This is a genomic window from Bradyrhizobium sp. I71 (assembly GCF_022354745.1).
Taxonomy (GTDB): domain Bacteria; phylum Pseudomonadota; class Alphaproteobacteria; order Rhizobiales; family Xanthobacteraceae; genus Bradyrhizobium; species Bradyrhizobium liaoningense.
Map to the genome: position 1 here is coordinate 5,189,428 of NZ_CP059398.1, position 21,558 is coordinate 5,210,985.

Sequence of the window (21,558 nt, forward strand, 5' to 3'; positions counted from 1 at the left end):
AGCAGAAGAAGCTCTCTTTCAACCAAGCGGCATGCGAAGACCGACTTCAGCGCGCCTACTCCGAGATGGGGTAGCGCGGGTCTGCCGAGATTGACCTGTGACCGCCACACTCAGGTGTAAGCGTCGTTCTCAGGCCACGGCTTTGATGTCGTGACGGCAATAAGCCCACGGAAGCAGCTGATCGATGTCACTGTTTGGATGGCCGTTGACAATCCTGGTGAGGCTATCGGTCAGGTAAGCGAGCGGATCGGCGTCGTTCGGCTTACAGGTTTCGACCAGGGAGGCGATGATGGCCCAATGTTCGGCGCCGCCGTCGGAGCCTGCGAACAGCGCATTTTTACGGTTCAACGTGATCGGACGGATCGAGCGCTCGACGGCGTTATTGTCGAGCTCGATACGGCCATTATCGATGAAGCGCGTCAGGCCATCCCAGCGTGAGAGCGCATAGCGGATGGCGTCTGCCAACTTGCCCTTTTGGCTGATCAACGGGAGCTTTGCGCGGAGCCACAGCTCGAAGGCTTCCGCCAGCGGTCAGCTTTTCTGTTGTCGAACGAGACGACGTTCCTCGGCGCTGCGGCCGCGGATGTCCTTCTCGATGGCATAGAACTCGGCGATATGCTTGAGCGCCTCGCTTGCAATGGGCGCAGGACCGGGGGTGGCCTGCCAGATGAGCGATCGGTCGGTCGGTCTTGCGGTCGGGCGCATAGACATAGGCGCCCGGTCGCGATGGTTAAGGCTTGGTGGCGCGTCATCTGGAACGAGCGCTTGGTACTCAGCTTGAATGACCTTGAGCTTCGGAAAGTCGCGTGCATCGGGCGGATCTTGCGCAAGCTTCGTATAGTCGAGCATGATCTGAGGCGGAAAATCTGCCTTCAGATCATCTGGTAGATATTCTCTCAGATTTCGATAGTATTCTGCACCTTCCTTGAGTCTCGCGAGCGCGACATGCACGATTTGTTCTTCGAGCGTAGTTAGCTCGTAGGCAAGTTTGGCCGGACGGAGATAGACGGCCATTAGCCTTCGACCGTTAGACAACGTGACGCTGCCATCAAACTGGACCATCGCATCTTGCAGAAGCTCAAGAGGCTGTTCCTTCAAGAGAACGCCCAATTCGCTGCAGCGAAAGTCTGTTGCGGTAGAGAGCGGCACGACGGTTCGCTTTGCAGGCATTGTGATTTCAAAGTTTAGGGCCACGAGCCATACCGTTGTCGTGTCCGGCAGCCGCAGTTGTTGGACTCTGATGCGAGCCCAGTCGCGTGGTCCAAATTCAGCTAACCGCTCGAGCGCGGCGATACCGTCGGCAAGCGAGGTTCGCTGATGCGATAGCCCGTCCAGAACCAGACATGTCTCCATAGGCTATCGACTCCTTCGGTTCGCTATACCCACGACTTCGTCTCCCATCATCACCGCGAGCTCGATTGCTGACTCGATCACCGTATTGCCAACCGAAGAACCACGACGTTCGTAGAAGCACCGTCAGACAAAATCGGGTGAATTTAACGATCCAGTTAAACGATTCCAAGGCCAGCTAACGCCGCCCTTTCCACCTGCAGACCGGCGCCAAAGTTGAGCCGAAAGCTTAGCCTGCAGCGAACCAGCGTCACTTCTCTGGCCCACAGCGATGGGCGACGGAGGGCGTACGTGATTTCGTCGAAGTCGCAGGACCCCCTCTCGAACTCAGAGGCTTGAGGGGTCTAAGGGTGAGCCAGATCTGGGGTCGTCTTAACGTTGACCAGTGAGGTTAATGTCATTGCTCTTTTGCCGCTGAAGAAGCCATGCAGTATGGAACTCCCGTGGCGGGGACGAAATGCTTGATGGGACCGAACAAGCGATCTCCAAGAGCGATGGTCCAGTGCGGACCGATGCCAATATTGTCCTTCGGCATCGCCGGCGGAGCCATGGTCGTGTCGATTTTCGCTATCGGTTGGATAAGCTGGAGCCTGATCGCTTGGCTGCTTTTTTGAAAGCGTGGGTTGATTGCATGGATGATTATAGCGATCTTTCTGACCATTTTCTGATGCGTATGTATGAAGGCATCCGGAACGAGGTGAACCTAGACTTATCGCGCGGCACGCAATTGGTCGGCGATGCGGCGCGTCAGCGCGCCGAGCAACTCCGCGCGGAAATTGAGCGGCGGGGCCTGTTCTGTGCACCCATCGTATGGCCAGCATGAAGATGAGAGCGGGCTTCCAAGGACGGTCTGAACGGATCGATCTTACGGGCAGGAGGTCGTTCGGCCGAGAGGTCTGTTGGCCCCGCAACGCTTCTCCATGTTCACATGCGCGTAGACGACGTGCTCGAGCTGCCTGCCCGAGGCCTTCCCCATGTCGCCGAAGCGCTTGATCTGCTCGAAGCTTTCGGCGCTGATGCGGTACTTCTCGATGCCCTGCATCATCTCGCGGTGCATTCGGTCCACCTCAGCCTTGACCGGCTCCGGAGCGGTGTCCCAGACGGCCTTGGCGTCGTTGGAGAACCGCTCGGGCGCGGCGGTCCGCCTGGCTTCTGGCGCAGGGGAACTTGGGCACTGGGTTTGGCCGCAGCAGGATCGACTTGCCGTTCCGGCTTGGCCGCGGCCTACTGCTCTCCACCCGGCACTGGCTTGTCCGCCGCCGGATCCGTGGGCTTGCCATGCTTCGGCGCAAACTTGCCGTCGGTACCGCGCGTGAGATCCGCTCCTTTGTTGGGATCCTTGGCCGGATCACTTTGACCGCCTCGCGGGCCTCGATCTTCGCCGCGGCATCGCGCGTCGACGGCACCTCCTTCGGCGCATCGGTAGGCGTTTCCGCCGGCGCCTCGTTCGAGATCGGTGTCGGGGCGCGGCCTCCTGCTGGGTCGGGGTTTCGATAGGCGCAGCAGCGCCTGCGGCGGAAGCTTCCGTCGTTATGGTCGTTCTCCGTCTGAGGGAATGCGGTCGTTCAGGGTGCTCCACGGAAAGCGAGGTAGACGGAAGTTGGTTCAGAGACTTGAAGGGAGTGGACGGGCTTAGGAACACATCGTGTTGCTAGGAAGTCACGACCGCTTCCGAAGAGCCGGCCGATGGGAACGAGGTGAGCTCTTTCGAATTTCCATCGACTATTCGATGCGAATGCGGGGGACTATTGAGCGACCAAAGCAAAGGGGCTCCGGGCCGATATGAACCTCAAATCCTCCCACTTCGTTTCATCTCTGTGCTCCACCAAGCGGAGACGAAGGGTCGATTTCGGCCACCGGCAAACGACAACCAAGTCGAATGGGCTTTGCTGCCCCCATTTCCTGATGGTTGGTGGGCATCGCCCTGAAGGGAGCGAGCCGTTACCTCCGAGGGAGTGGGCGGCTAAAGCGCCGAAGCGCTGTCATTGCACCGCAATAAACCCGCTGCTACCCTGCACTTTGTGGAGCTTGAACTCGCGGGCGATCTAGGTTTCATTAAAGCGCTTTTTCGATCGATTTTTTTTGCCGGCGGTGCCCGGAAGCTTTTTCTGGAAGTCCTTCAGTTTCGGAGTAATTCATGCAGACCGCAAAATATTGCAGAGAGCAATCAGCAGAGTTTCATCGTTTGTCGCAGGCCGCGCGGGACGGCACCGAAAGCAGGATGCTCAGAGATATGGCCAACAGTTGGCTTCGTTTAGCCAATCAGATGGACCGATATGCGAGCTATGCTAAGCAGACGTCCTAAGTGGTGGAAAGCTGAGCGTTCTCCTGGAGGACCCGGACTACCAGAGAACCCACCTCCTTGAAGGGAGTGGACAGGCGAACCCGAACAAGCGGGCCTGGTACTATCGAGAGCGGCAGCTCGCCGCTAATATTATCTCTCGGAGCGTCAACCGGGAGAGAAAACGTGGGTCACAGAGAAATTGGCGTAGCCGTCATTTTTGATGCCGACGGAGCTCTGCTTCTACAACGACGCGATCTCTTCCCACACATACTTCACCCCGGGAAGATCTCATTGTTCGGCGGGCACCGCGAGCCTGAGGACGCAACATACTTGGCCTGCACGAGACGTGAACTTCGCGAAGAACTGACCTATGACTTCGAACCGGAACAGCTCGAGCACTTCCTGCACCTGGATGGAAGCGATCCGGATATTCCGGGAGGAACGATCAAAGGCGACGTGTTCATCATTAGAGACGTATCACACGCCGACATCATCGTAACAGAAGGCTCTCTTCTGGTTATAAGACCGGAAGACCTCCATGCACATAGATCAGAACTCATGCCGGTCGCCGACTTTGTCTTAGCTCGACTTTGGGGCTGGACAGCACCCACATGAAGCCGAGCGGACAGCAGATGAGCTGCTGCCGGTTTGATGGACACCAAGATTAGGTGTTTCATGAAGCCGGAGGTGAGCGATGCAGAGACGGAAGTTCAGTCGCGAGTTCAAGATTGAGGCGGTCAAGCTGGTCAGGGAACGCGGGGTGTCGGTGGCGCAAGCCGGCCGCGACCTGGGCGTCCATGAGAACGTGCTGCGCAAATGGGTGAAGGAGTTCGGCTCCGACCCTGTGCAGGCTTTCCCCGGCCACGGGCAGATGAAGCCTGAGCAATTGGAAATCGAGCGGCTGCGGCGCGAGGTCGCCAAGCAGAAGGCGGAGCGGGACATCCTAAAAAACTGTCCAGCGTTGTGGCGCGCCTGCGCGGGGTAGAAACAGCCTTGTGCTATCTTCTTGGCTGGGAGGGTAGCGGCCGTCAGCTTATTGGAGGCAGAATCCCCGTTAAAAAACGTGGTCCATGGGTGCATGCGGACTTGGGAGTGGTGACGCTGCTCCGGCGGCGATCCCGATTAGGAAGATGACGATTGGCATAACCCAGACCCTCCTGCCCATCATTAAATGGAGGACCCGCTTATGCCCAAGAGGACGACTGGTGACCGCCCGGAGCTGAAGCCGGTCAATGTCGGCGCGGCCGCCATCGACATCGGATCAAAGATGCACATGGCTGCGGTGAACCCAGCCTGCACTGATATGCCGGTGCGCACGTTCGGCACATTCACAGAAGACCTGCATCATCTGGCAGACTGGTTTAAGGCCTGCGGCGTGACGAGTGTCGCGATGGAATCCACCGGGGTCTATTGGATCCCGGTGTACGAGATTCTGGAGCAGCGCGGGTTTGAGGTCATTCTGGTCAACGCTCGCTACGCAAAGAACGTGCCCGGGCGCAAAAGCGATGTCAGCGATGCGGCATGGTTGCGCCAGCTTCATTCCTATGGCCTGTTACGCGGCAGCTTCAGACCTGATGCCGAGATTGCAACCCTGCGCGCCTATTTGCGCCAGCGGGAGCGGTTGGTGGAATATGCCGCTGCCCATATCCAGCATATGCAGAAGGCCCTGATGGAGATGAACCTGCAGCTCCATCACGTGGTCTCGGATATCACGGGTGCGACTGGCATGCGGATCATCCGAGCTATTGTTGCGGGCGAACGCAATCCCGACGTGTTGGCGACCTACCGGGATGCACGCTGCCATTCTTCCATAGAGACGATCCGCGCCGCACTGGTGGGCAACAACCGACATGAACATGTCTTCGCCCTGACCCAATCGCTGGAACTCTACGACGTCTACCAGGCGAAGATGCTGGACTGCGATCGCAAGCTCGAAGTCTTGATCGCTGCGTTGGGCAACAGAGGGACAAAACCGGGCAGAAAGTTACCCAGGCCACGCGTAAAGACCAAGCAGGTCAACACACCCACGTTCGATGTCAGGACCGCGCTGTATGGTGTGCTCGGCGTCGATCTAACCGAGATCCATGGGTTGGGTCCGTCGCTCGCCTTGAAGCTCATCGGCGAGTGCGGCACAGATCTGAGGGCATGGCCGACCGCCAAGCACTTCACCTCCTGGCTCTGCCTCGCACCGGGCAACAAGATCTCCGGCGGCAAAGTGCTGTCTTCGCGTACGCGACGATCCTCCAGTCGGGCAGCCGCGCTGTTGCGGTTGGCGGCCACAACGGTCGGTCGAAGTGATACAGCGCTGGGAGCATTCTATCGTCGGCTGTCCTCACGGGCAGGTAAGTCGAAGGCCGTAACGGCGACCGCCCGCAAGATTGCGGTTTTATTCTACAACACGCTCCGGTACGGCATGAGCTACAGGGATCCGGGTGCCACCCAATATGAGCAACAATATCGCAGCCGCGTCGTCGCCAACCTTCAGCGGAGGGCCAAATCGCTAGGCTTCCTGTTGCAGGCCATTCCGGGGGACGCCAATCCGGCTGTTTCTTAGGAAGGCCGCTGCCTACTTCGCGAAGGAAGCGACATGAAGTTCGGCTTCATCGCGAAGCACCGGGCGATCTGGCCGGTGGCATGGCTATGCGATGCGTTGGGGGTGTCGCGGTCGGGCTTCCATGCCTGGCTGAACCGCTCTCCCAGCGCCAGATCCCGCAGCGACGAAGAGCTCGGTGGCAAGGTCAAGGCCAGCTTCATGGCCAGCGACCGCACCTATGGTGCGCGCCGGGTGTGGCGTGATCTGCTTGCCGACGGGGTGGACTGTGGCCTGCACCAGATCGAACGACTGATGCGCCTACAGGGCCTGCGGGCACGGCCGCGCCGGCGGCGCTTGCCGAAGGACAGCGGTGATCGGCAGCTGGAGACGATGCCGACGAACCTGCTGGACCGACAGTTTGCGGCCGAACGGCCGAACCAGAAGTGGATCGCTGACTTCACTTATCTCTGGACAGCCGAGGGATGGCTCTATGTGGCGGCGGTGATCGACCTGTTCTCGCGCCGGGTGGTGGGTTGGTCGATGAACGCCGGCATGACGGCTCAGTTGGTGACCGATGCGCTGCTGATGGCCGTCTGGCGGCGGGGTAAGCCGGATGCGCTGTTGCACCACTCGGATCAGGGCAGCCAATACACAAGCGAGCAGTTCCAGAGCCTGATGGCCGACCATGGCATCGTCTGCAGCATGAGCCGTTCCGGCAACGTCTGGGACAATGCGGCGATGGAGAGCTTCTTCTCCTCGCTCAAGACCGAACGCACCGCCAACAAAATCTACAGCACCAGAGACGAGGCGCGAGCCGATGTGTTCGACTACATCGAGAGGTTTTACAACACGACCCGCAGGCACTCGACCATCGGCTATCTCAGCCCGGTTGAGTTCGAGCGCAAGGTGGGATTAGCTTAACCCGGTGTCCATCAAACCGGCAGCAGCTCAATTTCGCACAATATACTGCGGATTGGCTGCAGGCGTTATCTATGAAGCAGCTTACATGGCGTGGCTTGGGTGGGTAGCGCCTCCAAGGCACGCGGGACGACTGATGCAGCGATGAGACCGGTTCGCATCTTAAGTGGCTTTGACATACGCCAAGTTCAGCGGCTCCTTGGGAGACCAAAGGAGCTATCTGGCGGCAGGGATTGAGTCGGTCCGGATGGCTCAGTCCGGAATCCGCCCGCCCGGCCCCAGATTGTGTTTCGGCTCCGAATATTGACCCCTTTCGGCTTCCAACGGACCCCAGTGCGGCGGCAGAATCGAGAATGAGTCGAGACACTTACGATGCATGGGGTGGGGTCAGCCTTGGGCGCCGATTGGGGGTCAAAGGACGCGCCGATTTACAAGAAGGGAATCAGCGCGGAATCAGCGGGGCGATGGCGATGTTGGCGCCAGGAGGCACGGTTGATTCAGAACGGCACAGACGCGCGACGAAATCTCAAAACTAGGAAATGGCGGAGGTAGACGATCGACGATGCGAACTGGCTCCGCTTGAAGGGAGTGGATAAAGCCGACAAGCAGCCGTTCCATTTACAGAGAGCATCGTGGGCCCGAAGGATCGTCGAAGTTGAGATGCGTCAACTCGGGCTGTGCCAATCTCACATAGATCTTCTCTATGTGGGCAAAAACAGTTATTGGCTTTTCAGCCCTTTATGTTGCTGTCCTGAACGTTTCGGCCAAAGCCGAAGTCGTGTCCGCATCCTGCTCGCCAAAGGACCAGGCGCTCCGCAATGCAGGCGCGGGCCACGCGTCCAACGGTCTTCCGATTGGAACGGTTGGCTCGGGGCCGGGGTCGCCTGAAGAGCCCTGGTGTAGCGGAAATTGCGTTCGGGTCTCGCTGTCATTTCGTCGCTCGCAGCGGCTCCGGCCACCAACGCCCCGCCAGTGGCGCTAGTGGCTGCCTTCGATACGAGCGCTGGTCTGCTTTCGCTGAAGGCAGCGAGCGGGAGCAACGGAGCGGACAAGTAAAATCGGACACGCGCCCTTGAAGGTGCTACTGGCAGGGATGAAACATCCCCTCACCATCATGCTGCTCACCCTTTTGTCTTTCACCGCGGCCGCCGCTCAGACGCCGGCTCCTGAGACCAGCGCGAACGGCCTGTCCTCTCGCGATCAGATTAAAGCTGATCGCGCGAAGGAAAAGGCAGACGAAGCGAAAGAAAAGAACGGCCCTCGGGCCTGGGACCGCGATGTCAATGGTAAGCGTCCTTGGGACGGCGCGTCTCAGACCATCGTAGGCGGACCTGCGAAGCCCTGAGGCAGCGAACTGAGGTCTCAACAGCTCAGTCTTCAACCTCAGACACAATTTGCAACGCCTGCAAATGCCAAAACCATGACAGGATTGAAAGCAACAAGGCTGGGCAGCCCGCCAGAATCACTGCCTTCATTGTCAACGTCTGCATGGATTGAAGGAAGAATGGTGCGGCCAACATTGCCATCGCTATCAGGGCGCTCCCAGCGCTCAAATATACGAAGAACAGCGCTCTGATTTTCCGCAGTTCATTGGAAGCTGCTTTTCCCATTGGAAGCTGCCTTTTGAGCTGGTCCCGGCTGTCTGAACAGAACCTCCGCGTTGATAAGTGGAGCCTCTGCCGGGTTAGGCTGCCAAGCGGAGCGGCAGCGGGGTGAAGTAAGCTTGATCCGGTGTGCTGCCGTCAAGGCTCGAATGGGGACGGCGGCGATTGTAGAAGTCGAGATATCGGCCAATCGAGTCGCGCGCCTCGCTGACGGTCTCGTACGCCCGCAGATACACCTCCTCGTACTTGACGCTGCGCCACAGCCGCTCGACGAACACGTTGTCCCGCCAAGCCCCTTTGCCGTCCATGCTGATGGCGATGCCGTGGCCGGCGAGCACGGCGGTGAAGGCCGCACCGGTGAACTGCGAACCCTGGTTGGTATTGAAGACGTCAGGCCGGCCGTGCCGCGCCAAGGCATCCTCCAGGGTCTCGACGCAGAAGGCCGCTTCCATCGTGATCGACAACCGCCACGACAATACTCGTCGGGTAGCCAAATCGAGCACGACAGCGAGGTACACGAAGCCGCGCGCCATCGGGATGTAAGTGATGTCCATCGCCCAGACCTGGTTCGGACGCGTGATCTCCATGCCGCGCAGCAGGTACGGATAGATCTTGTGGCCGGGCTCCGGCTTCGTGGTCCGGGGACGGCGATAGAGCGCTTCTATCCCCATCCGCCGCATCAGGGTTTTGACATGCCGGCGGCCGCTCTTGCACCCATCGGCAGCCAGCAGGCCTCTCAGCATCCGCGAACCGGCGAAAGGAAACTCCAGATGCAGCCGATCGAGACGCCGCATGATCGCGGGATCGGCATCCGACACCGGGCGCGGCAGGTAATAGACACTGCCACGGCTGATCTGCAAGACTTCCGCTTGCTTCGTGATCGACAAATCGTGCTCGCGGTCGATCATCGCTTTGCGCTCAGCAATCCCGCCTTGGTGAGCGCGCCTTCTAAAAAATCGTTCTCCAGCGTCAGTTCGCCGATCTTGGCGTGCAGCGACTTCACGTCGACGGCCGGCGCGGCGGGCGTCACACTTCCAGATCCGAAAACCTCGGAAGCGCTGCCCTCAAGCTGCGATTTCCAGGCCGTGATCTGATTGGGGTGAACATCGAAATGTTCGGCCAGTTCGGCTATCGTCCGATCGCCCTTGACGGCGGCCAGAGCAACCTTCGCCTTGAAGGCCGGTGAGTGGTTCCGGCGGGGTCGTCTGCTCATGGGTTCTCCTGTTCACGGCGACTATCGCCGTTGTCAGGCAGAAATTCCACTTATCGTCCTGGAGCCAGCTCATTTCCCATTGACGTCCTGCGAGCCGGTCTAGCAAGGCTTTCAAAGAAAAGTATCATCGCGGGTCGAGCATTTTGAGGGTTGTCAAGTTGGCGGAATAGAAAGCGGCTAACCTTCGCCCGCAAGTCTGCCACGCCGATCATCGAGGTTGCTTGCGTGCTAGCAGTTTGCGTCTTGTTGGCAATGGTGTCGGCATCCTTTGCGGCCGGTTATCTGACCAGAGATATCGTATCTCGTCGGCGCCGAGCCGAAGCCCGAGTATGGGCCCCTTACACTCAACCCAACCGGCTAAGTGCTCCTCCAGCGAACCGAAATAACAAAGTTCAGCCGCAGGGCGAGCTCGGTCAAATGCTGATGCGCTGGGAGCGAAGAAAGCACGCGCAGATGAAGTCATCACCGAAAAGCTCCCGAGGCGACTAGAAGCTACACGTTTTACTCGCGAACCCGCTATCTTGAGAAATGCACCTATCAAGAGTTCCAGCGTAGGCGCTGTTCAGCGGCCACCTACCGGATGACGGTGTGATCTGCGAGTCTGCGGATCGGTTTCGACCGTTAGGCTTAGAATGGACACAGTGCATACTGCTTATCACGGAGCCGGTACGGCGGCTTGAAGTCTTCACTGGAGCCGGTCGTCGGCGGAAGTGGAGCGACGAGGACAATGCACGGATCGTCGCGGAGATCGTGGCGAATGGCGACTCGGTGTGTTCGGTGGCCCGACGGCATGGATTGTCGCCTCAGCAATTGTTTGGTTGGCGCCGCCAATTGCGAGAAGCGGCAGGCGGTCATTCCGAAGAGGACGAAGTTCAGTTTGTGCCGGCGTTGGTGGACGCCGTGGTGCCGGCGCCCGCTGCTCGCCCGGAGCGCAAAGTGGTGCGCAAGGCAGATAGCGGGATCATCGAGATCGAAGTCAACGGCATCACGATCCGGGCCGGTCGTGGTGCGGACCCAACGATGATCGCGTCGATCGTCCAGGCGCTGAGGCGAGCCGGTGATCGGTCCGTCGGGTGCGGTCCGGGTGATGGGGGCGACCAAGCCGGTAGACTTCCGCAAGGGAATGGAGGGGCTTGCGACCTTGGTGCGCGAGAGCATGGGGGCTGACCATTCTCGGGTGCTGTCTATGTGTTCCGGGCCAAGCGGGCTGACCGGATCAAACTGGTGTTCTGGGACGGAACGGGTCTGTGCCTGTTCGCCAAACGGCTCGAGGATGGGATCTTCCGCTGGCCAAAAATCGAGGACGGCGTAATGCGTCTGTCGGCGGCGCAATTGTCGGCACTGTTGGAAGGGCTCGACTGGCGGCGTGTCCACGAGGTACGGGAGACGCCGGCGCCAACGCAAGCCGGATAGTTGTTGGCAGCGCCGCGGCGAAGTGAATCAGGGGCGTCGAGCGCGTCGCCAGATGACGGCGAATATGCTCTGAATTGGGTGTGAACGAAGCCCTGCCTGACGATCCCGAGACGCTAAAAGCGATGCTGCTCGCCGAGCGATGCGAGAGCGAGCGGCTGCGTCAGATCATCAAGGAATTGCAACGGCATCGGTTTGGCCGGCGGGCAGAGACGTTGCCCGAAGATCAGATGTTGCTGGGCCTGGAAGACGTCGAGCAGGTCGCCGCGTACAGCGAGACAGCGCATGACGTCAGCGCACCCTGAGGCGCGGGGTCGCAAGCGCCGCGGCAACCGTGGTGCCCTGCCGGCGCACCTGCCGCGGATCGAGGTCGTCGTCGATATCGACCATAAGTTCTGCCCCTGTTGCCAGGGCGAGTTGCATCGGATTGGCGAGGAAAGAAGCGAGCGGCTGGACCTGGTCCCGGCGCAGTTCCGGATTCTTGTCACCCGGCGTCCCAAATACGCCTGCCGGGCTTGCGAGGACGGCGTCATGCAGGCGGCGGCCCCGGCCAGGCTGATCGAGGGCGGGTTGCCTACCGAAGCCACGGTCGCCCAGGTCCTGGTCTCCAAATATGCCGATCACCTGCCGCTCTACCGGCAGGCGCAGATTTACGCCCGCCAGGGCATTGAGCTCGATCGTTCGACGTTGGCGGACTGGGTAGGACAGGCAGCCTTCCATCTTCGTCCCCTGCATGAGCGCCTCCTCGGCAAGCTCAGGCAACGGCCAAAGCTGTTCGCCGACGAGACGACGATGCCGGTGCTCGATCCCGGCCGTGGGCGCACCAAGACCGGTCAGCTCTGGGCCTATACGGCGGACGATCGGCCATGGGGCGGCGTCGATCCGCCGGGCGTCGCCTACGTCTATGCCCCCGATCGCAAAGCCGACCGACCAATCGCCCATCTGGCAGGCTTCAAGGGGATCCTCCAGGTTGACGGCTATGCTGGCTAAGGCAGGCTCGCCGACCGTGGCAATGTTCAGCTTGCATTCTGCTGGTCGCACATGCGGCGTAACTTCTACGAACTGGCCACCCCCGGTCCCGCGCCCATTGCGAGCGAGGCGCTTAAGCATATTGCCGAGCTCTATGCCATCGAGAAAGACATCCGCGGCCGCAGCGCGGAGGAGCGTCGTCTTGTTCGACAACAGAAAAGCCGGCCGCTGGCGGAAGCCTTCGAGCGGTGGCTCCGCGCCAAGCTGGCGCTGATCAGTCAAAAGGGCAAGCTGGCCGATGCCGTCCGTTATGCGCTCTCACGCTGGGAGGGGCTGACGTGCTTCATCGATGATGGCCGCATCGAGCTCGACAACAACGCCGTCGAGCGATCCATCCGCCCGATTACGCTGAACCGGAAGAATGCGCTGTTCGCAGGCTCCGACGGCGGCGCCCAGCACTGGGCCATCATCGCCTCTCTGGTCGAAACCTGTAAGCTGAACGACGTCGATCCGCTTGCCTGCTACCGACGCTCTTACCAGGATCGTCAAGGGTCATCCGAATAGCGAGATCGATCAGCTGCTGCCCTGGGCCTATCGCGCGCAATCCCTCAAAGCCGTGGCCTGAGAACGACGCTTACGTTCCAGCGCCCCAATGCCATCATGCTGCGCTGCGCTCAAGAGTTGAGAAACCGCAAGTCAGCGACGGATCGCGGGAATAAGATAAACTTCAGTGGGTGCGGCGGGAGGTCGAAATGACTATTCTCGATACCGGGCTCTCTTTTGTCCGAAGCTGCTCAGACAAGGCTTTGCCCCACACAGAGTCGCAGTGTGGTTGCCGAAGCGAGAGTGAACAAACTATCCTCATCCAGCAAGACGACGATTGCGCCCTTTGCAATGTCACCGGCTGGCTCAAAATGCTTTGCTTCATTCTATTTTTTATACTAGCCGATCGACTGAGCGGCCGCAGCACCACTGATGAGTGACCCCAGCAGGAAAACTCCGGTTCCGTCCGTGTCACCGAAGACGGATGGAGCCCTCATCGCGATGCTCCCGAGCGAAGAGGTGAACCCGCAATTGCAACTGCCTGGGAACGACAACAACATGGATTGGCTCGATCCATTTCCGCCTCAGTGGTGGGCTTCCCCATGAGGTACATAGTTAACCCTATGAGGAATGAAACCTGTCAATCCTCGTATCGATCGCACCGTGGGTCGCCGCGCCTGATGTCGGAAGCGATCTCGTCAAGCGGCGGATTGCAGCGGAGCAGAGAATATCGGTCATTGTATGGGGCCGGTTGTCTTCGACGCGGATTGAGCAGGCGCAATTGTCGGCCTTCTGATCAGGCTCTTCCGGTTCTGATCCTGTGCATGCAAAGCGCGGTGCGAACATCCCAATCAAGGCCGCGGTGACTATTTTCATGCCCCCTTCCATGCTGGTCTAGACCTTAACCGTATAGCCGGTGTTGGAGCTTCGCAATCGCCTGAGCGAAAAGGACCTTGTCCCAGACAAGGGCCTTCAGGCCGACCGAGTTTGTATGCTGTTTAAGTCGACGTTCGGCGCGGTCAGGACGAGCGCCATTGCCATCGCCAGGCCGGCCGTCTGCGGCCGGACGCGATGAACAGAATAGATTTTGGAGGGCGATTGCCACAGGGCAGAGCAGCGAAGATGCTGCGTTTGAGGCCGGATTATCGCAACCTGTCGGAAGCAGATTGTTCCGAAAGGCGGGCGGCATGCCACCAGCGATGTCCAGATCTTCGGTCAAGCCTCTCTCCGGGCGCTACCTTTCGTTGGCTAAACGCGAGGAAATCGCCCTTTTAAAGGTGCAGGGCCATTCCATACGGGAGATTGGGCGCCGCTTGGGACGGGCTGCTTCGACGGTCTCCCCGTGAATTGCGGCGGAACGCGGCCACCCGCGGCGGCGGGTTGGATTATCAGGCAACAACTGCCCAATGGCATGCAGACCGATCTGCCCGCCGGCCCAAGCCGGACCAAGCTTGCGCCCAACGCAGCCTTGCGCACTTATGTGGAGGAGAGACTTGCCGGCAGGGTCGTAGCCCCGAGCGGAGGTTGTATTGCTGGCCCCCGTTCGGTGGAACGGCCGCCGGCATGGCCGGCGAAAGGATCGACGATGGGCCAAAGCATGGAGCCCTGAGCAGCTTGCCCGACGCTTGCCGATCGACTTCCCGGACGACAAGACGATGCGCATCAGCCACGAAGCCATCTATCAGGCTCTCTTCATTCGGGGCCGCGGTGTACTGCGCAGCGAACTGACGGCCTGCTTGCGAACCGGACGCGTGTTGCGCGTGCCCAGGGGGCGCGTACGCAGGCGCGGCAAGGGCTTTGTCTCGCCGGAGATCACGATCAGTGAGCGCCCGGCTGAAGCGGCCGATCGAGCCGTGCCGGGACATTGGGAGGGAGACCTCATCCTCGGTCTTGGCAGTTCGGCGATCGGCACGTTGGTCGAACGCACGACGCGCTTCGCAATGCTATTGCACCTTCCCCGGTTAGCGGGGCATGACGCATCTCCGCGCAAGAAGAACGGACCTGCGCTTGCGGGACACGGGGCGGAAGCCGTGCGTGACGCGCTCTCGCGCACCATCACCAATTTGCCCGAAGAACTACGTCGCACGCTGACTTGGGATCAAGGAGCCGGCTCAGCACGACCGCCTCAAGATCGATGCGGGCATCCAAGTCTACTTCTGCGATCCGCAAAGCCCTTGGCAGCGCGGCACTAACGAGAACACCAACGGGTTGTTGCGGCAATACTTTCCGAAAGGCACAGACCTGAGCATCCACAGCGCCGACGAGATATCCACTGTAGCAGCGGCCCTCAATGCCCGACCCAGAAAGAGAATGGGCTGGAAAACGCCGGCAGAAGCGCTTGACGAATTACTGTCATGAGTGAAAACAATCGGTATTGCGACGACCGTTTGAATCCGCCTCGGCTGCCCCTGTCGCTGTGGTGCACGAGCCCGCCGCGATGGACCGGCCGTCGATCGTGTAGGGCCTGCTCCAGCGCATCGAGCACGAAGCCTGCATGCGCCGTGCGCGCGGCCCGCCAGCCCACGATCCTGCGGGCATAGGCGTCGATGACAAAGGCGGCGTAGACGAAGCCGGTCCAGGTCGCTACATAGGTGAAGTCGGAGAGCCAAAGCACGTTGGGCTTGGCTGCTTTGAACTGACGGTTGACGTGATCCAGCGGGCACGACGCCGCCTTGTCGCTGATCGTGGTCTTGACGGGCTTGCCGCGGATGACCCCTTGCAAACCCATGTCCCGCATCAGCCGCGACACCGCGCAACGGGCCACATCGAAGCCTTCGCGCTTGAGCTGTCGCCAGACCTTGCGCACGCCATAGACGGAGAAGTTCTGATCGAACACGCGCCGAACCTCGATCTTCAGGGCAGCGTCCTGCCTGGCGCGCTCCGACAGCCTGGCGGGATCGCGCCGCCTGGCGACATGGGCGTGGTAGGTCGAGGGGGCGATCGGCAAGACCTTGCAAATTGGCTCGACCCCGTGCGCCCCACGATGATCGTCGATGAAGGCGATCATGGCTTGGACCGGCGGTCGAGCTCCGCCATCGCAAAATAGGCGCTTGCCTTGCGCAGGATCTCGTCGGCCTGCCGAAGCTCACGGTTCTCCCGTTCCAGGGCCCTCAGCTTCTCGGCCATCTCGGTCGGGACGCCGGCCCGCTGCCCGTTGTCGACTTCCGCCTTCTTGACCCAGTCATGCAGCGTCTGCGGCGTGCCGCCGATCTTGGTGGCAATCGAGGTCACCGCCGCCCAGCGCGACGGGTGCTCGCTGGCGTGATCCAGAACCATCCGAACCGCACGGGCCCGGACCTCGCGTGAAAACCTGTTCGTCGTCTTGCTTGTCATGGCTCCATCCTCTCAGGAGTTGGAGCCTCCGGCAAACCCGGGGCGGTTCAGAGCGACGAGAAGTGTGAGATCCTGCTCCGCTTTGTCGCCGGTCGGCGTGCGGATGATTGCTCAGACTTTGATCATCGGTTCGTTGCCAGGTCCTTGAGGAGAAGGCTGTTCCGTAACGCCTCGGCTGCCGACCCTTGCGGCTCTGGGGAATCCCGGGCCCGCGACCTTCGGGCGAAACTGGGAGTTGCGCATCCCGATGCTACTGGGCCGGGCCTGCATGTCAAACCGCTACGTCATCGTTCAATGAGATTTCGTAGTTTCGCAATTCATCTCGCCTCGCTTGCACCGACGCCAAGATTTAAAGGCTGTACTCGCACTGGGGTCCCCATACAGTCGACATCAAGCAACAACGTCTGTGGAGCGGAGCCATGACAACGGCGGCGGTAAACCCGCCGACCAACTGTTGAGGCGCCGATCGATAGAAGCATTTTTTGCTATTGCACCTCCGATGGTCGCTGCAGGCGGGCAACAGATTGAAGCGTTTGGTCCTTCATATGCACGGGACTGCCCTCCCACAGCTCCTTGGCAATCGGTAGCGGAGCAATCTGCAGGTTTGTCCACCAGGCTCGCTCATCGCCGTTTCGATGAAGCGATTGATGGTGCGACCGGCAAAGGGGCACCGTGAATTCGTCGCTGACTTTTCGCCCCAATGTTCGTGGCTGGGCGAACTTGAGATGATGGGCGTCGGCAGGCGTCTTCTGACAAACAAGGCAACCCTGGCTGCGGACAAAAGCAAGGTGCTCCTTGCTTCGGTGTCGCGGAGGGTCCTTTGGAAACGCGAGGCCGGCATGGTCCGGCCCGAGGCGAGCTCGTGGTAGGCCGCCCCCGCTGGATGCCGCCAAGGGCCGGTGGTTGATTGCAGATGGAGCGGCCGGCATGGGAGAGGGCCCTGCGCCGTAATGATCGGTAAGATTGGCGGATCGCTCTAATCTCGTCTGATAGGCGTTCTCCAGAATGCGGGCGCCCGCATCCTGTAGGGTGTTCTTGAGAGGCGGGCATTCTTTGGCCCAGGCAGGCAGCCCCTCAGTGCCTTTTTGATAACCCAGCTCGCCGAGAAGCCGATACGGAAGCTCGGGGGAGTGTTCAGGCGGAAGGACGAGCGGTCGATTTAGGATATCCTGGGAAGGCTCGCCTCGCCCGCCAGGCTGGACGGGCGGCTCGGCCGCGGCCGGGGGGCCCGTGGTGACGTCGGGAGCATCGAGATCGTCTTCGCTAGAGATCCCGACCAACGCAAATAGAGCATAGCGGCGGACATAGGTCAGCGCCGCTCCCATACGGTGTGGTGCTTCGACTTCCTTGCTGGCGCAAACCGGAAGGTCTGAGGAAATCCACTCTCCCGAGGCGTGGGCAAGCAAGGTGGTGAGGTGGATCTGGCCGGTCGTGGGCTCGATGCGTGTGGTCTGAAGGGTCGCAATCTCGTGCTGGCTGAGGGTCTTGCGGACGATGTCTAGACCCGAAGCTAGAGAAGCATTGCGGAAGGCGCGGTCATCCTCCCGAGGAAACGGCGAGCGGATCACCGCTGTCAGGGTCTTCTGAGGGTTTGTGATTTCAGCCTGGGCTCTTGCAAGAGCCGCCGCGATGGCTCCAATGCGCTCACTGGACTGATGCACGGGGCGCCTCCGCGGATTTTGCTTCGACCTTCTTCAAGTCGGCCTGCGCGCTTACGTGCTCATGATCTGCATCTTGCGTGCGGAGATGGGTGGCCGCCAGCTGCGCCCATCCATTGGAGCTCGAAATGTCGATGACCTTGACGGCTTCCAACCTTGGCCGTGGGGTCTCGATATTGAATAGGATGGGTGGCTCCCCGGTCTGCACGCAGCGCCAGAACTTCTTTTCTGCTGTCAGGAGAAGGTGCTGGTACAGCGGGTCCGCATGAACCGTGATCTCCGCCCATTTTCCGCCACCGGTGATGATCGACAGCACAGCCGAGCAGGCCGCGACAACCCACATGTTGTGTTGAAGCTGGGCCATAAATTCGTCTGCGGCGGTTTTTCCGGAGAAATTCCAGGGCAGCATGAACTTGGCTTCGTACAATGCGCCTGTCTGCTGAACGCGACCATCCAAAGTTGCCCCCATCCACTTGTGGACTGGATGCCTGACCTTTCGGTGCACGTCACCGACTGTGTGGCCGCTCGTGCGTTCGTACCAGGTCCGGTTGAGCTCCTGAGTGATGCTGCCAAGTTGGATCATAAAGTCGTTGGTCAGGTCGACGGGCAGGGCTTCGCCGCGCTTCTCGCGCCAGAGTCTGACTAGCTTGTCTTGATCGTCTCCCATGATGATTCGGGCATCGGATCCGCCAATGCAAATGCGGCGATTGGGGTGCAATTTCTTGTGGACTCGCGTATCCATCTGATCCTCCATGTCGAGAGGTATGATAAAAATATATCAGATGATATAAATTAACCCATATGGTAAAAAATGTCAAGAACGATCTCCCACCACTTCTTGCGGCTCAAATTCGCGCAGCCCGAGCCCTTCTGAGGTGGAGTGCGGAAGAATTGGCGCGATCTTCTGCTTTAGGGGCGAATACCGTCCGAAGAGCAGAGATTGCGGAAGGCGCGACCGCCCTGACGGCCGCCAACGACCGCGCCATAAGAAAGGCGCTCGAGGAGGCTGGCGTGGAGTTTATCGACGAGAATGGTGGAGGCGCGGGAGTTCGATTGCGTAAGCCGGTCCGCTAGAACATCGCCATATTTCCTGCCCACTCGCTGGTCTTGTCCGGCGTGGAGCAGACCAAATCACATAGTGTTTGGACAATACGATCGGTTGCAAACAACCCGATCTTTACAAGACAATTGGTTTACGTCTTTTCTGCTTTCGCGTTTCCGAAGGCGCGGTCGCCCTGACGATGAGCTTGATTCCGTCTTCGATTGTTAGCGTCGAATACTTTCCGCCGAAGTGCTCGCGCTCTTTCAGCAGTTGGTGCGCCGCTCGGCGAAGCGCTCCATTTACGATCTTCTCCATGCCTACTGCATACTCAAATTCACGATACTGCGAATCCGCTTCCCCTCGATGTAGATCTACGTCTGGAAGCCCAAGCGCTTGCTTTTCGTCGTCAGCCGCAAGAAAGGACCCGCTTAGGGACTCGAGCTTCCGCTGAGCACTGATCAACCTGAAAACGATTGGCATGATAGGTGCAGCCGATCCGCTTCCAGCTATCGTTCTAAGCACGGCTGCAGCAAGATCGGCCAAATGGCTCATTGCTTGCTGTTTTGCATGTAGGATCTCTATGTCGCGAGCAGCGTTTTCGCTCACAACCCTGAGCCCGGGCGGCCTGCTTTCACTGTTGGTCATGCTAAGCATCACTCCTGATGGGCTTATTAGAAAGTTCGATGGCGTTTCATTGACTGCCAACGTCGCTGAGCTGTTCGCGCGTTGGAAGTTCGAATGACGCTGTTTGGATAGCGACGATCTTGGCGACCCATTCGATTTGAACGTCGTGGATTGCATCAAGATGGCGCGAGGTAAGGTGGAAAAGCCTTTGTTCGGCGGCCGGCGAAATGTGTCTCCACCAAGTTGTTCCGTCGGTGATATGCGAGATGAAGTACTCGTTAGCGCCTTGTCGGCTTAAAACATCGGCAGTCATCGGCTCCAAGCTTCTTTCATTATAGACCAGCAGCCAGCCCCGCATCTTGCCGTGTCTTATTTCCAGTGCGACCGAACCAGCAGGAAGGTGAGCGGCGCCCGCGCGGCAGCGACTAGTCTGCTCGAACATCACTTCATCGCCGTCACCGATAGATCCGACGACAGGAAGCACCCTTGCTGCCCATCCGTAGGCATCTTGCGCATAGCTGAATCCCAGAGCTTCCTTCGGGACGCCGAGGATCAAGCCTATTTCAAACGCGCGTTCTGCATCGAGCCAGGTGTCGCGCTCTTCCAGGCGCCGAATAGTTTCACGGGTCACCCCGATCAATTTGCCGACTTTCTCAAGGGACAGGCCCGCACGACGTCGAAAGAAGCGTATCGAGTTCGGAGGCGGAGCACATTCCAGCCTGCTCTCCTGTGCGCGTCGTCTACTCCTCCCGGCGTTGAGCCGCGTTCCGGAGGAACTGACCAATTCGTGGGAAGAAACGAAACTCGTTCGTGGAGAATGACCTTCTTGAGATGCGGGCGAGACAGAAACAGTGCTGGGCATTCCCTCGTTCCTTGCTGGTAAGGAGGGAATTGTAGACGATAGTCATCAAGGCCGCAACAAAAATGAGATTCATAGTCCGTAGACTCAGAGTCGTCACATTGGCCTTGTTGAGGCATGGAAGATGAAACAGGTATCATCGCAGTAGTCGCGTTGGCGGTGCGGAGAGCGCGCCAAAGGCTGGGATTGTCCCAAGAGACTTTAGCTTTAGAGGCCGGGTTAGACAGGACTTACGTTAGTCAAGTAGAGCGTGGCACTCGCAATTGTACCATCGTTGTCCTAGCTCGCTTGGCTCGTGCGTTGAAGACGACGCCTGATCAGTTGCTCGTTCCTCAAAAGAAAGGCCGTAGTTGATACGCGGTCTTCCTTGATCGCGCAGAACTACGCTTCACCCACCTGCGGCACATCGGTTGCTAACTCGAAGATCTACGACACGCCGGCATGCGCCGGGATCTAGCCTTCCAAATCTTAACGTGATCAGGACGCACGCTGTAGTCCCGTGCTGCTATCAGCATCAACCTGTGTGCAGATCGACGATGCCGAACTAGGCGCAGGCGAGACGGCGACATCGTTGTTGCGGGACCTGAACTCCTTGCAACCCAACTTCGTCGATCCGCCTTCGCGAAGGCCCCGTCAATCAGCCTTAGTTCACGAAGTGTCGATGGTCGGAAGTGCCGCAACGGCCGCTTCAATACGCCAATTGCCATTTGCACCAGGTTGAAATGCCTGATAGGACGCCGCCGCTTGGGAGAGCATCGTCGATACGGCAGGCGAGATGCAGGTTGTTCTCTGGACATCAGCCTTTAATCGCCGTCAGCGCATGCGCGCCGGGCCAAGTAACCGGCTAAAGGCACGATCGCCACGCTGCGACGGAGCTTCCATTTGCCGCCGGGATCTTTATTTCGGCTCGATCGACTTCGGTGCCCGGACGCGCGACATACCCATTCTCGACCTCCTTAATTCTCGGCCTGCTTAATGTCTCGCTGTATGCCCAGAGATTGAGTGCGTTCGCGGCATCGAGCATCATGGCTCCCAAATGCTTAGATCACAAAAGCGTTCCTAAGCCAGCGCGCCCGCGTATCGCATTGTCCCTTCCATAGTATTGACTCAAGTGCCCGCATCAATCTCTTATAAGCCACCATCTGCCTTTCAGCAGGCCAGCTGACTTGGTCCTTAATCAGAATTAACGCAGAAATTTTAAATCGCGCATCAGCGGTT

At 59.4% G+C, this 21,558-nt stretch carries 14 protein-coding genes, 8 pseudogenes and 1 other annotated feature; of the genes and pseudogenes, 12 read left to right on the top strand and 10 right to left on the bottom strand.

The features are described from left to right. Positions 1-129: 129 nt before the first annotated feature. A pseudogene (locus FJV43_RS24990) lies at positions 130-715 on the bottom strand (transposase); the annotation flags it as partial. A 1,092-nt stretch (positions 716-1,807) separates the two neighbouring features. On the opposite strand from FJV43_RS24990, the gene FJV43_RS24995 reads away from it, so the two are divergent. Next, positions 1,808-2,173, top strand: coding sequence for a hypothetical protein (locus FJV43_RS24995; RefSeq protein WP_239621745.1), 366 nt, complete (start codon positions 1,808-1,810; stop codon positions 2,171-2,173). A 42-nt stretch (positions 2,174-2,215) separates the two neighbouring features. On the opposite strand, the gene FJV43_RS25000 is transcribed toward FJV43_RS24995, so the two are convergent. After that, the gene (locus FJV43_RS25000; protein ID WP_239621746.1) at positions 2,216-2,407 is read right to left on the bottom strand and encodes a hypothetical protein; all 192 of its coding nucleotides are present in this window, start codon (positions 2,405-2,407) and stop codon (positions 2,216-2,218) included. 1,410 nt (positions 2,408-3,817) lie between these two features. Between FJV43_RS25000 and FJV43_RS25005 the strand changes: the two genes are divergently transcribed. The 5 genes and pseudogenes from FJV43_RS25005 to FJV43_RS25025 all read left to right on the top strand — a co-directional run bounded on the left by FJV43_RS25005 (position 3,818) and on the right by FJV43_RS25025 (position 8,430). Beyond that, positions 3,818-4,249, top strand: coding sequence for an NUDIX domain-containing protein (locus FJV43_RS25005; RefSeq protein WP_239621747.1), 432 nt, complete (start codon positions 3,818-3,820; stop codon positions 4,247-4,249). A gap of 79 nt (positions 4,250-4,328) precedes the next feature. Next, positions 4,329-4,583: pseudogene (locus FJV43_RS25010) on the top strand (transposase); the annotation flags it as partial. Between the two features lie 237 nt (positions 4,584-4,820). Then, entirely contained in the window at positions 4,821-6,188 is a 1,368-nt protein-coding gene (locus FJV43_RS25015) for an IS110 family transposase (protein ID WP_239621748.1), read from the top strand. Beyond that, positions 6,189-7,088, top strand: a pseudogene (locus FJV43_RS25020) (IS3 family transposase); the annotation flags it as partial. A 1,069-nt stretch (positions 7,089-8,157) separates the two neighbouring features. Then, positions 8,158-8,430 carry a hypothetical protein gene (locus FJV43_RS25025; RefSeq protein WP_239621749.1) on the top strand — a complete coding sequence of 91 codons (273 nt, stop codon included), beginning with the start codon at positions 8,158-8,160 and terminating at the stop codon, positions 8,428-8,430. A gap of 25 nt (positions 8,431-8,455) precedes the next feature. On the opposite strand, the gene FJV43_RS25030 is transcribed toward FJV43_RS25025, so the two are convergent. Together FJV43_RS25030 and FJV43_RS25035 are read right to left on the bottom strand one after the other, a co-directional pair. Further along, positions 8,456-8,695, bottom strand: a complete 240-nt coding sequence (locus FJV43_RS25030; RefSeq protein ID WP_239621750.1) for a hypothetical protein — start codon at positions 8,693-8,695, stop codon at positions 8,456-8,458. 74 nt (positions 8,696-8,769) lie between these two features. After that, positions 8,770-9,902 (bottom strand): IS3 family transposase gene (locus tag FJV43_RS25035; protein ID WP_239621751.1). Its coding sequence is split into 2 segments (ribosomal slippage): positions 8,770-9,647 and positions 9,647-9,902, totalling 1,134 coding nucleotides; the frame shifts between segments, so codons are not numbered across the junction. Between the two features lie 750 nt (positions 9,903-10,652). On the opposite strand from FJV43_RS25035, the pseudogene FJV43_RS25045 reads away from it, so the two are divergent. From FJV43_RS25045 to FJV43_RS25060, 4 genes and pseudogenes are all read left to right on the top strand, one after another. Beyond that, positions 10,653-10,712, top strand: a pseudogene (locus tag FJV43_RS25045) (IS66 family insertion sequence element accessory protein TnpB); the annotation flags it as partial. A gap of 247 nt (positions 10,713-10,959) precedes the next feature. After that, positions 10,960-11,315 (top strand): annotated as a pseudogene (tnpB, locus tag FJV43_RS25050) (IS66 family insertion sequence element accessory protein TnpB). A 122-nt stretch (positions 11,316-11,437) separates the two neighbouring features. Further along, positions 11,438-12,906, top strand: a pseudogene (locus tag FJV43_RS25055) (IS66 family transposase). Between the two features lie 127 nt (positions 12,907-13,033). Further along, positions 13,034-13,264 (top strand): hypothetical protein, encoded by a 231-nt coding sequence (locus FJV43_RS25060; RefSeq protein WP_239621753.1) that lies wholly within the window; start codon positions 13,034-13,036, stop codon positions 13,262-13,264. A 461-nt stretch (positions 13,265-13,725) separates the two neighbouring features. Here FJV43_RS25060 and FJV43_RS25065 read toward each other — a convergent pair whose 3' ends face one another. After that, complete coding sequence (locus FJV43_RS25065; protein ID WP_239629839.1) at positions 13,726-14,043, bottom strand: hypothetical protein; 318 nt, start codon at positions 14,041-14,043, stop codon at positions 13,726-13,728. Between FJV43_RS25065 and FJV43_RS25070 the strand changes: the two are divergent. Continuing rightward, positions 14,024-15,182: pseudogene (locus FJV43_RS25070) on the top strand (IS30 family transposase). The gene FJV43_RS25065 and the pseudogene FJV43_RS25070 overlap by 20 nt on opposite strands. Before the next feature lie 46 nt (positions 15,183-15,228). Here FJV43_RS25070 and FJV43_RS25075 read toward each other — a convergent pair. The 5 genes and pseudogenes from FJV43_RS25075 to FJV43_RS25100 form a co-directional block, all read right to left on the bottom strand. Then, positions 15,229-16,157, bottom strand: a pseudogene (locus tag FJV43_RS25075) (IS3 family transposase); the annotation flags it as partial. Continuing rightward, positions 15,757-15,873: a sequence feature (AL1L pseudoknot), on the bottom strand. It overlaps the preceding pseudogene by 117 nt. 485 nt (positions 16,158-16,642) lie before the next feature. Continuing rightward, complete coding sequence (locus FJV43_RS25080) at positions 16,643-17,818, bottom strand: ERF family protein (RefSeq protein WP_239621754.1); 1,176 nt, start codon at positions 17,816-17,818, stop codon at positions 16,643-16,645. Beyond that, the gene (locus FJV43_RS25085; RefSeq protein WP_239621755.1) at positions 17,802-18,557 is read right to left on the bottom strand and encodes a YqaJ viral recombinase family protein; all 756 of its coding nucleotides are present in this window, start codon (positions 18,555-18,557) and stop codon (positions 17,802-17,804) included. Before FJV43_RS25085 ends, FJV43_RS25080 begins: the two co-directional genes overlap by 17 nt. A gap of 435 nt (positions 18,558-18,992) precedes the next feature. After that, entirely contained in the window at positions 18,993-19,502 is a 510-nt protein-coding gene (locus tag FJV43_RS25095) for a hypothetical protein (RefSeq protein WP_239621757.1), read from the bottom strand. A 46-nt stretch (positions 19,503-19,548) separates the two neighbouring features. After that, positions 19,549-20,112, bottom strand: a complete 564-nt coding sequence (locus FJV43_RS25100) for an ATP-dependent Clp protease proteolytic subunit (protein WP_239629590.1) — start codon at positions 20,110-20,112, stop codon at positions 19,549-19,551. Between the two features lie 345 nt (positions 20,113-20,457). Between FJV43_RS25100 and FJV43_RS25105 the strand changes: the two genes are divergently transcribed. Continuing rightward, positions 20,458-20,694, top strand: coding sequence for a helix-turn-helix transcriptional regulator (locus FJV43_RS25105; protein ID WP_239621758.1), 237 nt, complete (start codon positions 20,458-20,460; stop codon positions 20,692-20,694). Positions 20,695-21,558: the final 864 nt, after the last annotated feature.

Excerpts from the sequence above, each read along its gene's own strand:
- FJV43_RS25095 (WP_239621757.1), bottom strand. The coding sequence starts at position 19,502 with ATGACCAACAGTGAAAGCAGGCCGCCCGGGCTCAGGGTTGTGAGCGAA.
- FJV43_RS25085 (WP_239621755.1), bottom strand. The coding sequence starts at position 18,557 with ATGGATACGCGAGTCCACAAGAAATTGCACCCCAATCGCCGCATTTGC.
- FJV43_RS25015 (WP_239621748.1), top strand. The coding sequence starts at position 4,821 with ATGCCCAAGAGGACGACTGGTGACCGCCCGGAGCTGAAGCCGGTCAAT.
- FJV43_RS25030 (WP_239621750.1), bottom strand. The coding sequence starts at position 8,695 with ATGGGAAAAGCAGCTTCCAATGAACTGCGGAAAATCAGAGCGCTGTTC.
- FJV43_RS25105 (WP_239621758.1), top strand. The coding sequence starts at position 20,458 with ATGGAAGATGAAACAGGTATCATCGCAGTAGTCGCGTTGGCGGTGCGG.
- FJV43_RS25060 (WP_239621753.1), top strand. The coding sequence starts at position 13,034 with ATGACTATTCTCGATACCGGGCTCTCTTTTGTCCGAAGCTGCTCAGAC.
- FJV43_RS25000 (WP_239621746.1), bottom strand. The coding sequence starts at position 2,407 with ATGCACCGCGAGATGATGCAGGGCATCGAGAAGTACCGCATCAGCGCC.
- FJV43_RS24995 (WP_239621745.1), top strand. The coding sequence starts at position 1,808 with ATGCTTGATGGGACCGAACAAGCGATCTCCAAGAGCGATGGTCCAGTG.